General features: G+C 51.4%; 8 protein-coding genes. 6 read left to right on the top strand and 2 right to left on the bottom strand.

Annotated features, from left to right (window positions below; translation table 11 throughout):
- The first annotated feature begins 2 nt into the window (after positions 1-2).
- Complete coding sequence (locus H8J70_RS04705) at positions 3-1,733, top strand: ABC transporter ATP-binding protein (protein WP_186502708.1); 1,731 nt, start codon at positions 3-5, stop codon at positions 1,731-1,733.
- Complete coding sequence (locus H8J70_RS04700; RefSeq protein ID WP_186502707.1) at positions 1,726-3,579, top strand: ABC transporter ATP-binding protein; 1,854 nt, start codon at positions 1,726-1,728, stop codon at positions 3,577-3,579. The genes H8J70_RS04705 and H8J70_RS04700 overlap by 8 nt, the downstream gene beginning before the upstream one ends.
- 54 nt (positions 3,580-3,633) lie before the next feature.
- Here H8J70_RS04700 and H8J70_RS04695 read toward each other — a convergent pair whose 3' ends face one another.
- On the bottom strand, positions 3,634-5,004 hold the full coding sequence (locus H8J70_RS04695; protein WP_186502753.1) for a DUF389 domain-containing protein: 1,371 nt from the start codon (positions 5,002-5,004) through the stop codon (positions 3,634-3,636).
- Between the two features lie 160 nt (positions 5,005-5,164).
- On the opposite strand from H8J70_RS04695, the gene H8J70_RS04690 reads away from it, so the two are divergent.
- The gene (locus H8J70_RS04690) at positions 5,165-5,503 is read left to right on the top strand and encodes a LapA family protein (protein WP_186502706.1); all 339 of its coding nucleotides are present in this window, start codon (positions 5,165-5,167) and stop codon (positions 5,501-5,503) included.
- A gap of 48 nt (positions 5,504-5,551) precedes the next feature.
- On the opposite strand, the gene H8J70_RS04685 is transcribed toward H8J70_RS04690, so the two are convergent.
- Positions 5,552-6,121, bottom strand: coding sequence for a DUF6173 family protein (locus H8J70_RS04685; protein WP_222433580.1), 570 nt, complete (start codon positions 6,119-6,121; stop codon positions 5,552-5,554).
- Between the two features lie 133 nt (positions 6,122-6,254).
- Here H8J70_RS04685 and H8J70_RS04680 point away from each other — a divergent pair, with 133 nt between their 5' ends.
- The 3 genes from H8J70_RS04680 (at position 6,255) to H8J70_RS04670 (ending at position 14,205) form a co-directional block, all read left to right on the top strand.
- A complete protein-coding gene (locus H8J70_RS04680; protein WP_186502705.1) occupies positions 6,255-6,641 on the top strand; it encodes a hypothetical protein in 387 nt (128 codons plus the stop codon).
- Between the two features lie 269 nt (positions 6,642-6,910).
- A complete protein-coding gene (locus H8J70_RS04675) occupies positions 6,911-7,330 on the top strand; it encodes a hypothetical protein (RefSeq protein WP_186502704.1) in 420 nt (139 codons plus the stop codon).
- Between the two features lie 761 nt (positions 7,331-8,091).
- The gene (locus tag H8J70_RS04670; protein ID WP_186502703.1) at positions 8,092-14,205 is read left to right on the top strand and encodes a YadA-like family protein; all 6,114 of its coding nucleotides are present in this window, start codon (positions 8,092-8,094) and stop codon (positions 14,203-14,205) included.
- The last annotated feature ends 426 nt before the right edge of the window (positions 14,206-14,631 follow it).

Genomic DNA, 14,631 nt, shown 5'->3' with positions numbered 1-14,631 from the left:
GTATGCGTACACTCATTCCATTTCTCAAACCCTATAAAGGCCTTATCCTTCTCATCCTGGTCATTACCATCGTCGACGTAGGCGGTACTCTCTATATTCCGACTCTCGTGGCAGACATGATTAACATTGGCGTCTACAGTGGCAACCTGGCCCTGGTCCTTCAGAAAGGGGCGCTCATGTTTGCCGTCGCCCTCGTCGCTGCGGCAGCGGCCCTCTTAGCCTGCTATTTTTGCGTCCGCCTGTCAGCCCTCCTGGGCCGGGACCTGCGCAACGCCTTATACGACCACTCCCTGACCTTTTCGACGAGTGATTTTGAACGCATTGGCACAGGCTCCATGATCACGCGTACGCTTAGTGACGTCAGCGTCGTCCAGCAGGCCTTCATCTGGTCCCTCCAGATGATCCTGCCCGTACCGGCCATGTGCGCCTTAGGTGTCATCATGTCCTTTGCCATCAACCGGACCATGGGTCTGGTCATGATCGGCGTCACGGTCATCGTCTTAGGCGGGGCCATCATCATTACGCACAAGGCCTCCTTCATTTATGAAAAAATGCAAGGCTTCCTGGACCGCATCAACCTGGTCCTCAGGGAAAACGTCACGGGCATCCGCGTCATCCGGGCCTTCAATAAGGAGCAGTACGAAGAAAAACGGCTGCGCAAGACCTTTGAAGATTACGCATTGTCTGCTATTAAGGCGAACAGCCTCTTTTTCGGCTTGGAAAGCTTGGCCATTTTTGTCATGAATGCCTGCATCGTTTCCATCCTTTGGCTGGGCAGCAACCAAGTCGGCCTGGGGCGCATGGCCATCGGCGATATTACAGCCGTGACGGAGTATGCCCTGCTCATCCTCTTTTATATCATCATGGCCCAAATGGTAGTTATCGTCCTGCCACGCTCCCGTGTCTGCTTGCGACGCATTCATGAAGTCCTGCAGCAGGCGCCGGAAATCAGCGATGCTGTGACGACCGTACCGGTGCTGGCCGGAACAGAAACAGTGTGCCGCTTTGACAACGTATCCTTCTGCTTTCCCGACGCTGAAGCGGCAACCTTGTCGGACCTGACCTTTGCCTTGCGCCGCGGCACGACGACCGCCATCATTGGCAGTACCGGCAGCGGCAAGTCGACTATTGCCAAGCTGATCCTGCGCTTCCACGACGTGACAGGCGGTGCCATTGCTGTAGACGGTGTCGATGTACGCCGTTTGAGCCAGGAAAAGCTGCGTCAGCACATTGCTTACGTGCCGCAAAAGGCCTGGCTTTTTTCCGGTACGATTGCAGCCAACCTGCGCTATGGGAACGAAGACGCGACGCCGGCTGACCTGTGGCATGCCCTGGATGTCGCCCAGGCCGGATTCGTCCGCGACTTGCCCGGCGGTCTCGACGCGCCTGTGGCCCAAGGGGGAACTAACTTCTCAGGCGGCCAGAAACAGCGTCTGGCCATTGCCCGGGCCCTGCTTAAAAAGGCAGATCTCTATATCTTTGACGATAGCTTTTCGGCCCTCGATTTCAAGACCGATGCCGCCTTGCGTCACGCCTTGGCAAAGGAAGTGGCCGGGAGTGCCGTCCTGATCATTGCCCAGCGCGTCAGTACCATCGCCCAGGCAGAGCAGATTCTCGTCCTGGACGATGGCAAGATGGCCGGCCTGGGGCGGCATGAAGACCTGGTGGCCTCGTGCCCGGTATACAGCCATATCGTAAGCTCACAGACGAAAGGAGGCGGCCTCCATGGCTGATGAAAAACAGGTTCTCCAGCGCAGCGACGCAGAACCACAGCTCGATTATGAATACAGTATCGAACGGCCCCAGGCAGCCGGCAAGACCTTGAAGCGTCTTTGGCAGACGACGGCTTATGCCCATGGACGCCTGGTCCTCATCCTGTGCTCGGTTCTTATCTATACAGCTCTCATGATTGCTGCTCCTTGGTACAGTGCCGGCATTGTCAACCTCCTTTGGGATACTATCAAAGCCAGTCAAAGCGTAGGCGCAGCCTTCCAGGTGACGTGGCGCCAAGGGGGAGAGGAGATTGCCTTTTTGGCGCTCCTGTATTTTGGCGCCTGGCTTTTCTATACCTTTCAGTCGTACATGATGCTCACCTTTGCCGAAGGCCTGAACCTGCGTTTGCGCACGGCCCTCAGTGAAAAGCTCAACCGCCTGCCCCTGTGCTATTTCGACGGCCAGCGGACCGGCGCCGTCCTGAGCCGCTTTACGAACGACCTGGATAAAGTGTCCGAAGCCCTGCAAAATGGTATCCTGCGGCTCTTTACGTCGACAGGTCTCCTCATCGGCTCTGTGGTCATGATGTTTCAGTTTCACGCCGGCCTGGCGCTCGTATTCATTGCCTTTGCCCTGCTAGCCGTCGTCGTCACGCGCCTCTTTTCCCGTGTGACCCTGGAACGGGCCAGCACACGCCAGCAAAAACTCAGCCTCGTCACGGGCCTCATAGAAGAAGCCTACAGCGGACAGGTTTTGATCAAGGCCTTTACACAGGAAACGCGCAGTGCTGCCAAGGTCCATGCAGCTACAGAAGAACTGGCCTGGGCAACGGAAAAGGCGGATTTTGCCATCAACGCTATCGACCCGGCCATCCGCCTTATCAACCGGTTAGGGCAGGTGGTCATCGCCCTCTTTGCCAGCTATCTCCTCATTGGCGGCAGTCTTACTGTCGGCGCCTTCCAGGCCTTTTTCCAATACGTCAATCAGGCCTCTGAGCCTTTAACAGAGGCGTCGTACGTCATTAACTCCATGCAGTCTGCCCTGGCCTCGGCCGAACGGGTCTACGCGTTGTTGGATGAACCGGAAATGAGTGCCGATCCGGCCGTACCGGTAGCACTCACGCAGGCTAAAGGAAAAGTCGTTTTCGACCACGTACGCTTTGGCTATGCCGATGCGGCCGGGCCGGACCTTATGGCAGACATTGACTTTGCCGTCGCCCCGGGCCAGAAAATCGCCATCGTCGGCGCTACAGGAGCCGGCAAGACGACACTCATCAACCTCCTCATGCGCTTTTACGATGTCAAGAGCGGCCACATTTACTTGGACGACGTCGATACGGCCAGCCTTACGCGCCACGACCTGCGGGAAAACTTCGGCATGGTCCTGCAGGATACGTGGCTTTTCGAAGGTACTATTGCCGAAAACATTGCCTACGGCAAACCGGCTGCTACGCGGGCTGAAATCATCGCTGCCGCCAAGGCCGCCCGTGTAGATTTCTTCGTCCGTACCATGCCCAAGGGCTACGATACGATCGTTGAAAACGATAATGAAAATATTTCCACGGGCCAGCGCCAGCTCCTGACCATTGCCCGCGTCGTCCTGCGCAACCCGCCGGTTCTCATTCTCGACGAAGCGACATCCAGTGTCGATACGCGGACGGAAATGGAAATCAACCACGCCATGCGCGACCTCATGGCAGGCCGTACGGCCTTCATCATAGCCCATCGTCTGTCGACCATCGTCGATGCTGACAAGATCCTGGTCATGGACCACGGTGCCATTATCGAACAGGGTACCCATAGGGAACTCCTGCAAAAAGGTGGCGCCTATGCGGCCCTCTATAATAGCCAGTTTGCTCCGGTGTAGACAGGTGCCGGCATACAAAAAAAACAGCCCGTGCGGGCTGTTTTTTTGTAGCACTTATTCGTTCCAATCGATACCATTACCATAAAAGCTGCTCGGCGTACTGGCCTGCTGGACCGTAAGGATGACCGGCAGGGAGGTTTGCGTCGAAATCCAGCGCTGCAGGCGGCTGGCGTCAGCCGGACTCATTGGCGAGTGTACCGTGACATAGGCCTGGAAGGCCGTCGCCGTCATTACCTTTTTCTCTACATCTACGTGCAGAAGCGTACTGCCTGTAATTTCCTGTACGTCCGGGAAGAGCACCGGCGCTTCCTTATTGAGGTTTTGGAGAACGCTCTGATCGGCAACTTCCCGCTTGTAGGAATCGTAGTATTGTGTGGCCAGGTCTTTATAGGAATGGCCGTCGCTGTCCTTTACGGCATTGGCCAGACGGGCATTGACGATTTCCTGTACCTGGTCCTGGTTGATGGAATTGACGTTACCCTGAACGATGCGCAGCTTTACGTCTTTCAGGTATGTGTAGTGATTTAGCTTTTTTTGCAGATCCTCCATGTCAGCTTTTGACAACGCCATGCCAACGACGTCTACGTTGAGCGTACCGTCTTCGAGATTGTAGGCGACGACGTTGGCCGAATCGAGATCCATATCCTGGGAGACGAAGGTCTGTACCTGGGAATCGCGGATATTGTCGTTTACTGTAAGGTAGGCCATGTAAATACTGGGAATGGTGATGATAAAGCCAACGGCAATGAGGACGTGCTGCTGGAAATGGTAATGGGCTTCAGAAATATCATGGGCCATGGGCACCTTGAGAGCCTTAAAAATGAGGAAACTCGAAAAGGCGATAAAGAAGCCGTTAATGAAAAAGAGATAAATGGCACCTGTAAAAAACTTAAACGACCCCATAGCCAGGCCGTAGCCGGCCGTACAGAGGGGCGGCATGAGGGCCGTCGCAATGGCCACACCGGGGATGACGTTGCTTTTTTCCTTGCGCGTATTGCCAATGGCACCGGCAATGCCGCCACAGAGGGCAATGAGGACATCCCACGCCGTCGGTGCCGTGCGGGCCAGCATTTCCGGTGACGGTGTCGTAAGTGGCGTCAGGGAAAAATAAAGGCCTGACGTAATGAGAGCAAAGACAATCTGGAAAGACATTTTGACGACAGACCGTTTGAGGAAGTGGAGGTCATACGTAGCCATGCCGTAGCCGGTTGCGACAATGCCGCCCATGAGGGGCGAAATGAGCATGGCGCCGATGATGACGGCTACGCTGTTCATGTTGAGGCCAATGGAAGCAATGAGTATGGCCATAATCAAGATAATCAGGTTGGCCCCGGTGACAGACGAATCCGCTTCAATACGGTCGGCAATTTCACTGATAGGCGCGCTGTCCTTGCGTATATCGAGCACTTCTTTCCAATTTGACATAGACACAGAAGATCACATCCTTAAAAAACATATATACTCATTATAATATGTATTCTCTACAGATAGCAATACGAAAAGAGAATTAATTGACAAAATGGCTTGTCATAGCCTATCATAAAAGAAAAGCCCTCCTGGCGCGCATACGAAAGAGGTGATTTCTATGTTATTTATCATTCTGATTGGTATTATCAGTTTCTTTGTCGCTGTCCTGGCTGTCCAAAACTCTATGGCCGTCCAGCTGTCCTTCTTTACGTGGACCTTTGATTCCAACCTGATCATCGTCGTTATCATTTCCGTCCTCGCCGGCCTGGTCATCGCAGCCTGCTGGGGCCTCAAGCTCAAGACCCAGTCCGCTTGGCGTACACATAAGCTTAACGATCAGATCCAAAAACTGACCAAAGAAAACAAAGCCCTGCAGGACGAAATAGCGGCGCTTAAGCAGCAATTGCCAGACGCCGTGCCGGAACTGGAAGACAAAAAAGAAATAGTCCAGCCATAGATAGAAAAACCTTTTCCCTGTTTTTTTGGGCAGAGAAAAGGTTTTTTATCATTTCGTGGCTTTTTTTAGAATCTTGTTTTCTTCTACGGAGGTCGGTTCCGTTTCAACATCCGGTTCAGGGCTTGTCGTAAAGCCAATGACACGCCGCGGTTCTTCCGGGTGCGGCCGTTTCACGGCAACGAGAAGCAAATTGAGCTGGGACAGATGCTGCAAGAGCTCTACGCGTGACCCGTCTTCCAGTTCACCGTAAAAGACGATCATATTCGGATCCCAATAGCCAACATCCTGAATGGAGAAGGTAATGTTGCCTGCCGATACGAGGCGGCCCCCGGCCTGCAAATCATCGGGCAGATCTTCTTCAAACTTATTAATCAGCGTGACTACACGGGCGTACATGTCAGATGCCAAATAAGGCGTTTCCGGATCTTCCTCGTCGTCTTCCCCAGGCGCTGGAGCAGGATTGGTCAGGACGAGCTGCTTTTTGTCGCCGTCCAAAATAATACCTGCCGGCGGTGTGACGATCGTTGCCGTATCATCGAGCACCTCTGTATTTTCCGTAGCTTCCGCCGTATCCGGGACGACAGTCGTTTCTATAGCTTTCTTCGTTTCTTCCGTCATGATACATCACCTCTTATCATAGCTATTCGACATGAGAAAGGGGAAATCCTGCTATGGACCGGGCGGGAAAAAAGATTGTCACTTTTCCCAAAAGGGTATATCATATAAAGATACAAGAAAGGAATTGATAATTATGAAAAAATGGATCATCGCTCTGGCTCTTAGCCTGTGCTGCACTATGCCGGCCCTGGCTGCAGATTGGGATTTTATGAACACCGATGCAGAAGGCTTGCAATATTACGTCGATAACCAGACTGCCGTCAAGACGCCGGAACGGGCTGTCATCTGGACGAAAATCGTCCGAAAGGACGGCTCGTACACCCTCGACCAATGGGCTATTCTGCACGAACAAAAAGAAATTGCCCTTATGAAATACGAAGTCTACAATGCTGCAGGTAAACGCATTCTTTCGCGCAATGTAGGCGCCAAGAAAATCGAATGGAAGCCGATCAAACCGGGTATAGCCGAAGAACTGTATCAATCCATTTGGGAAACGGCACAACCGGCTGCTACAAAATAAGAAAACACGCAAAAACGCAAGTACGGGCACGGCGCCTGGCCTTGCGTTTTTTTTCTTCTATAGAGGAAAGAATGTATTTCTGAATGATATAAATAAAGACGGCAGGGACAGCTCGTTTCGTAAAATTTCTGTCAATCTCCTTTGCAAATACAAAGCATGCGAAAGAGATATCATAACATAATTGAAAATTCTATTTTGTTATATTATAATAAAAACATAAAGTACACCATATAACTCATCTTTACCTACGTTGAAAGGGGGCACTTCCCATGCAGCAATCAGCACTGTCCCAACAACAGTCTCTGCCGGTTTCTCAGCTGCCATATTCTGTACATGCCCAGCGGTATGTCATCCGTATTCGTACGGCGTGTGCCATGATAGCAGAGGATTTGGTTCAATTGAAAGCTTCGCTTTTTTCCGTCTTTGATGCGGAAACGCGGGCTTCCGTATTTTTCAGTATCACGAATATAGAAGATGAGGTACAGAATATAAAAGAATCCCTGACGACCATGACGGGGCTCGATTCGATTGACCTTGTATGCAGCCGCATTCAGAGCAAACTGCAGAGCATCCGTATGGAACTTGCCAATTCCCTCGATATTAGCGAATACAAGAAAGCCCGTAAAGAGCTGACCGATATTGCTTCGCGTATTCAATACGTAGAGGTTTGCATCCTCCGTATGATCTAGACTGATTTAAAAAAGAGCTATCTTTTCCTTAAAATAAGGAGAAGATAGCTCTTTTTTGCTTTCATTTTATTTATAAGAAATAAATAATAATTAAATCTTTTTGTAAGTTAATATAAATTATTCTATAATAAATTTAATTAATCATTAAGAATATTTATCTATAAGAAAAACAGAGTAAATATCTGTAATGATTAATGCCCTGCAAAGGGAAAAGTACGTATTCGATGTAGCTGGAGCAGCGCAGCAACATTTTCGTGGAAAAACCTGCTAAGACTGGGAAAGGCGCTTGGGAGGCGCTTTTGACAGTCCTTTTCCACCGTGAAGGTGATGTATGTCAGCTCTGGGATGTTCTGTTTCTTTTTTTAGAAAGTGGGGATCAGTGATGACAAATAGAAACAAACCCGTGCAGACGCGGGCACGGCCAATGACAGCTGCTTGATGGGGCGTATACAGCAAGGGCCGGAACGCACACCTGGCCGCAGGTTGCACGCTACGCAGGAATGCCTGGCTAAGGGGCTGACGGGGTATTCAAACCCGTTGTTAGGCGTAGGAAGTGTAATCTGACGGACTTACGTACAGCACTGGGATAAGAGGAATCCCAAGTAGTATGTAAGTATGGAAATGACACGGCTGTAATAAGTTTATACGTTTTATGAAACGAAATAGTAGAGGATTATTATACTGTAATAAACATATTTTATTTTACAATGCAATATGTTTATAAGTGGGTACTATTAGCGAGCACCAGCAAGGAGGAAAAAATGAATAGAGTTTACAAGGTTATCTTTAACCGTGTGAAAGGAAGATATGAGGTTGTTTCCGAATTAGCAAAAAATGGGGGAAAAGCCTCAGGCCATTCTTTCTTCACAACGATGGTTGGTTCTGGTGGGAAACTAACCAAAAGCGTCGTATTAGCCCTGCTTTTGTTGGGGAGCAGTTACGGGGTTACTGCGGCGACGGTCCATGATGGGGACACCTTGACGGGCAGTACGAATATTACGGTTACGAAGGATAATACAACAAACGATATTGTCATCACTGCGACTGGCTTGGCAACAACGGCGGACGTGAATGCGAATAAGACGGATATTACAGCAAACACGACACAAATTGATGCCAACAAAAAACAGATCAGCACCAATACAACCAATATTGCTGCGAACAAACAGCAGATTGATGCCAATACCACACAGATTAACACGAATACGTCAGCGATCAATACGAACACAGAAGATATTGCCACATTACAGGCGGCCAATACAGCTTTAGGCGTAGATACGGATAAGCAAGGCATCAAGTATTTCCGTACTAAAGCCAGCGGCGCTGATGCGACTGCAACGGGCGATAAAACCATTGCCATTGGCGAAAGTGCCCAAGCCACAGCAGAAAATGCCGTCGCTATGGGTGAAGAAGCCAAAGCCCGGGCCGCCGCTGCGGTAGCGCTCGGTGCCAAGGCAGAAGTCGTTTCACAGGCGAAAAACGGCATCGCCCTGGGGACGGGCTCGATTACGGGCTCCCGCGCCGGTATGACGGCTGATGAAGGCTCCCAGGTCATTATCGTAGGCGGTGGCGAAAATAGCGTTTCCATCGGTAATAGCGCTAATGCCCGGGGCAACTCGGCCATTGCCTTAGGGGATAATGCCGTCGTCATGAACGATGCCTTAGGCAATAACAAAATTACCAATAATGGCATTGCCATCGGTACTAAGACCATGACCGTTTCGGAGAACGGTGTGGCCATGGGGAACGAAGCAAAGGTCAAGGGAAACAGCCCTGCTGCTATGGCCATCGGTAACAAGGCTTTGGCAGAAAAAGCCAATGCCCTGGCTTTGGGCTCTGGAGCACAGGCGACCTATGGCGATAGCTTGGCTATCGGCTCCGGCGCCAATTCAACGTATATTGAAACCATCGCTGTTGGTAAAAATACACTCGCTAAAGGGAATCAGGCCATTGCCTTGGGCAGCGGCACGACGGCTAAAGCAGATAATGTCGTATCCATCGGCCATGCCGCCGTTGCTGATGCGGAATTTTCTGTAGCCATAGGGGAAACGGCTGGCGCAGGCATGGTAGGTGACCCTAATCACGTCAATGGGTCCCATGTGGTCATCGGCAGACGGGCCGGCCAGAATATTAACGGCTCTGAAGACATTGCCTTAGGCGTCGATGCCGGTAGTAATGTAAAAGGCAATTATAATATCGCCATCGGTTCTGCAGCCGGTACCTTCTTAGGCGATAATACGGCAGGCTCAACAGATAATTCCCTGGCTGGCTATAACGTATCCTTAGGCTATCATGCGAATAACTATAGCGCCGCCACGGCAATTTCTGAAGCTACAGCCTTAGGCGCCAATACGGTAGCGAAAACACACGGTACAGCTGTAGGCGCTACTTCGAAGGCCACTGCCAATGGAGCGACGGCCATAGGCTTTACGTCCCTGGCAGAAGGGGAAAAATCCATGGCCCTTGGCGAAGAATCCATTGCCCGTGGTACAGGCAATGTAGCCATCGGCGGCGGTGCCCTGGCTACAGCCGCTATGGCATCGGGCAATGCCTTCCTGACGAATACGACGGCGACACAGGTCGTTTCTGTAGGCAACGGTGCATCCATGAGCGATTACGGGTATCGCCGCATCGTCAACGTAGCTGATGGTGCTGCCGATCAGGATGCCGTTACGGTAAAACAGCTGAAAGCCTTACAGTCCAATTTCTTTACAGAAATCCAGAAACACGATCCGGGCACGACGAGTGGCAACGCCGTGACCTATTCCGGCAGCAACAATGAATATGTCAAACTGAAGGATACGAATGGCAATGCCGTACAGATTCAAAATGTAAAAGATGGCGTCGATGCAGGCGATGCTGTAAATAAGGGCCAGCTGGACAAGGCTGTCGATAATGCCAAGGTCCATTACTATTCCGTAAAAACAGATGATACGCAGACGCCTAAAAATAACTACAACAATGATGGCGCCGTAGGGGCCGATTCTTTGACCATGGGCGTCATTGCCAAAGCAACTAATGAACGGAGCATGGCTGTAGGCAATAACGTCACAGCCGAAAGTGATGGCAGCATTGCCGTCGGTGTTGGCTATAAGAATACAGACGGTACGATGAGTGAAACGAAAGCAGAAACGGGCTATCAGTATAATACGGCCATCGGTGCCGGTGCCCAGACTGCCGGCGATAATTCCCTCTCTATCGGCACGCGTGCGGCCGTTAAGCAGAAAAACGGCTCGGCTGCCAACAGCAGTAAGGAATCCATTGCCATTGGCTACCTTTCGGAAACGTCCGATACGCGGGGGATCGCCATGGGGGCAGAAGCCAGGAGTGTAGCCAAAGGCGCCAATGCCATTGGTGACCGGGCAAACGCATCGGGCATCGATTCCATTGCCATCGGCACCAAAGCCGTCGATGCGCTCTCTACCAATTCCATCGCCATGGGCACCAGTGCCACTGTAGAAAAAGGCAGCAGCGCTGCCGTTATCGGCAATGGTTCGGCTGCTACCAATGCGGTCAATGCTAATGTCTTCGGCACAGGCAGCTCCGTTACCAATGGGAAGGACGATGACACTGTAAACAACAACAGCCTCATCGGCAACAGCAACAAGATCACCAGAAACGATGCCCAGTCGATTACCAATGTCACTGTCAGTGGTAACACCAATACGGTACAGGGGATTTCCGATGACAGCAGTGCCGCCGATGCAGCTAAGATCGATAAAATCAACATTACCGGTACGAATAACACTGTAACTCTCAGCAACAATGGCCTGCCTATCGAAGACGTGACCATTATGGGGAACGACAATACGATAGCGCCACCCTTAAAACATGATCCTAATGCTAAAGCCCTTTCCAATATTCAGATCCTCGGCTCTAACGTAACCGCCACGCTGGGCAATTCCGTATACCTGGGCACAGGCTCCACTGCCGTAGCCGGCGCAACGGCCCAAACGGCTGGCGCAGGTACCTATAATGATGTCTACGGCGTAGCCGCCAAAAAAGCCGATGGTGTCGTTACAATCGGCAGCGTCGGCCACGAACGGCGCCTGCAAAACCTGGCTTCCGGTCTCGTCAGCGAAACCAGTACGGATGCCGTCAACGGCAGCCAGCTCTACCTGCGCACGTTGCCCCTGCGCTTTGCCGGGGACAACTCGACCATCGGCGCTACAGCTGAAGCAGACCAGAATGTCATCCACCGTGCTTCCAATCAGGCTATGTCTATCGTCGGTGGTGCCAGCGTCAGCAACCTGAGCGACAACAATATTGGCGTCATTTCCAATACGACGGATAATACCCTGACGGTGAAACTGGCCAAAGACCTGACCGGCCTTACCAGCGTCACTACAGGCGATACGAAGCTGACGACGAATGGCCTGACCATTACGGGCGGCCCGTCTATTACCAAGACCGGCATCAACGCAGGTGGCAAGCAGATCACTAACGTAGCCAGTGGCGGCACGGTAGATTCAAACGGCGCCAACATCGGCGATATTAAGGCTGCTATCAATACGGCCACTACCAATATTACGAATACGCTGACGACAAAGGGCTTTGGCCTGACAGCAGAAGATGGCAATACAGTGCACAAAAACCTCGGTGAAAACGTCGCAGTCGTCGGTGACAGCAAAAACATTTCCACTAAGGTCAATAACGGCAAGGTAGAAGTTTCCCTGAATGACGACATTTCCGTTACCAGCGTGACGACTACCGACGCTGCCGGCAACAAGACGGTTACGACCGGCGCAGGCACGACCATGACCGATACAACAGGAAATCAGACCGTCATCAACGCCCAGGGTATAACAATCACGCCAAAGAATCCGGGCACAGGGAAGACGCCTGTCAGCCTGACCGGCAGTGGCCTCGATAACGGTGGCAACCAGATTCACAACGTCGCTGCCGGGACAGCCGGTACAGATGCCGTCAACGTCAGCCAGCTCAAGGACGAAATTGCTAAGAACGCTACGAAGATGGCTAATGGCAAGAATACCAACGTCACGGGTACAGGCACAGCGGCAGATCCTTTCAAGGTCAACGTCAATGACAACCTGGTCCTCGGTGAAACGGGCACGAATGGCATTGACGGCTCCGTCGACGTCCATAGCAAAGACGGCTCGTCCGTTTCCATCAAAGACGGTGCTATCGGCCTGAGCGGGGCTAACGGCGCCAATGCCTTGACACTGAAAAGCGATAAAGGCGCAGCTGGTGTGACTGGCACAGACGGCCTGACCCGCATTACCTACGTCGATAGCAGCCAAACGAACCATCAGGTAGCTACCCTCGACGACGGCCTGAAGTTTGCCGGCAACACCGGCAGTGCAGCCAAAAAGCTGAACGAAACCATGACCATCAAGGGTACGGGCACAAAAGAAGACAGCGCCTACAGCTCGGAAAATATCAAAACCATCGTCGATCAGGGCGATTTGATCATCGCCATGGATAAGAACCTCAAGGCCGACTCCCTCACCGTTGGCGGCAAAGGTGCAGACGGTAAGGACGGCGTCGACGGTTCTATTGGCGTAAAAGGCAAGGACGGCAAGGATGGCGTAACCATTTCCTCCACCGGCAAGGATGGCAAAGACGGTACAGACGGCCATATAGGCATCAACGGCAAGGACGGTGCGTCCGCAGATATTCACGTCGTCAAAGGTACCAACGGTGTCGATGGCACTGACGGCTATAACGGCAAGGACGGCATCGACCGTATCGTTTATGAAGACCACAATGGTAATACCCAGACCGTAGCCACCTTGAATGATGGCATGAAATACGGTGGCGATACAGGAAGCGTCATCAACAAGAAGCTGAACGAACAAGTAAACGTCGTAGGTGGCATTACGGACGAAGCCAAATTAACTACTGTAGATAACATCGGCGTTGTCTCCGACGGCAATAGCAACCTCAAGGTTCGTCTCTCTAAAGACCTGACAGGCCTCAATAGCGTTACTTCGACGACCATCAACGGCGACACCATTCACGCCGGTGATACGGTCACTATCAACAACCAGGGCATTGACATGGGCGACACGAAAATTACGAACCTGAAGAATGGTGATATTTCTTCTACCTCGACGGATGCCGTAAATGGCGGTCAGCTCTATAGGCTGCAATCCCGCCTGGGCACGCAGATCAATCGCGTCGGCGCCAGTGCGGCTGCCTTATCGGCCCTCCATCCCCTGGACTTTGACCCGGACGACAAGTGGGACTTCGCTGCCGGTTATGGCAACTATAAGAATGCCAATGCCGTAGCCATCGGTGCCTACTATCGCCCCAACGAAGACACCATGTTTAGCGTAGGCGGCTCCTTCGCCGGTGGTGAAAACATGGTTAATGTCGGTGTCAGCTGGAAATTTGGCCAGACGAACCGCGTCTCCCGGTCGCGTGTTTCCATGGCGAAAGATCTCCTGGCTATGAAGCAGCAGATTGAAGTATTAACGAAGAAATTAGCGGCCTATGAAGCAGGCCAGCCAGCCAAAGCTACAGCACCGGCAACCGGTTCAGTGAACTTCCCGGATGTGCCGGAAAATCATTGGGCGTACCAGTATGTGAAGTCCTTGGCAGAAAGAGGCTATCTTAAAGGCTATCCTGATGGCGAATTCAAAGGTGACCGTACGATGACACGGTACGAATACGCAGCCATCATCTATAGAGCCCTGCAGAATGGCGCACCTTCTGACGGCAATATGACACGCTCTGTAGACGAATTCGGACCGGAACTGGTTAAAGTACAGAATATCGACCGCTTCCGCGTAGACCGTATCTCTGGTCAAGATAACGACCGCAATAAGGTGGAACGTGTCCGGGTCAACGACCAGGACAACAAAGCACAAAACGAATACCGTGATGTATATGGTTCGCACATTACTAAATAGTTAGTACCAGCTATATAGAAACGATACAAAAAGGAGACCTTGACGGGTCTCTTTTTTGTATGCCTGATTTTGAGGAAGTGAAACGTAATACGTAATTGTTCTATTAGATACTATATCTGAAAACAATGAAATTACTAAAAAATAAAAAATATTACTTGAAAGAAAGAACAATTAATTATAAAATGAAATTGAATCATTGCTTTTTTCTTATGAAAGAAGCAGCTTGCATAATGCACGCCATGTGCAAACGAAAAAATGTAATGGGATCGGCGCTACGACGCCAAGCTGGCACAACGGAGAGAAGAACCTGCTAAAGAACGTACGCCGTGTGGGGAAGTCGTACCGTTTGGAATAACCGGTAGTCCCTATGCAAAGGCCTGCTGACGGCCAGCACCCATCCCAGAGGTTCTGTATTTCGAAAGTGGG

Origin of the sequence: Megasphaera hominis (genome assembly GCF_014269395.1) — a bacterium.
Classification (GTDB): domain Bacteria; phylum Bacillota; class Negativicutes; order Veillonellales; family Megasphaeraceae; genus Megasphaera; species Megasphaera hominis.
Note: the sequence above shows the minus strand (reverse complement) of the source record. Positions and strands in the feature narration are given on the sequence as shown.

Coding starts and splice junctions, on each gene's coding strand:
- H8J70_RS04705 (WP_186502708.1), top strand. CDS start 3: ATGCGTACACTCATTCCATTTCTCAAACCCTATAAAGGCCTTATCCTT.
- H8J70_RS04700 (WP_186502707.1), top strand. CDS start 1,726: ATGGCTGATGAAAAACAGGTTCTCCAGCGCAGCGACGCAGAACCACAG.
- H8J70_RS04695 (WP_186502753.1), bottom strand. CDS start 5,004: ATGTCAAATTGGAAAGAAGTGCTCGATATACGCAAGGACAGCGCGCCT.
- H8J70_RS04690 (WP_186502706.1), top strand. CDS start 5,165: ATGTTATTTATCATTCTGATTGGTATTATCAGTTTCTTTGTCGCTGTC.
- H8J70_RS04685 (WP_222433580.1), bottom strand. CDS start 6,121: ATGACGGAAGAAACGAAGAAAGCTATAGAAACGACTGTCGTCCCGGAT.
- H8J70_RS04680 (WP_186502705.1), top strand. CDS start 6,255: ATGAAAAAATGGATCATCGCTCTGGCTCTTAGCCTGTGCTGCACTATG.
- H8J70_RS04675 (WP_186502704.1), top strand. CDS start 6,911: ATGCAGCAATCAGCACTGTCCCAACAACAGTCTCTGCCGGTTTCTCAG.
- H8J70_RS04670 (WP_186502703.1), top strand. CDS start 8,092: ATGAATAGAGTTTACAAGGTTATCTTTAACCGTGTGAAAGGAAGATAT.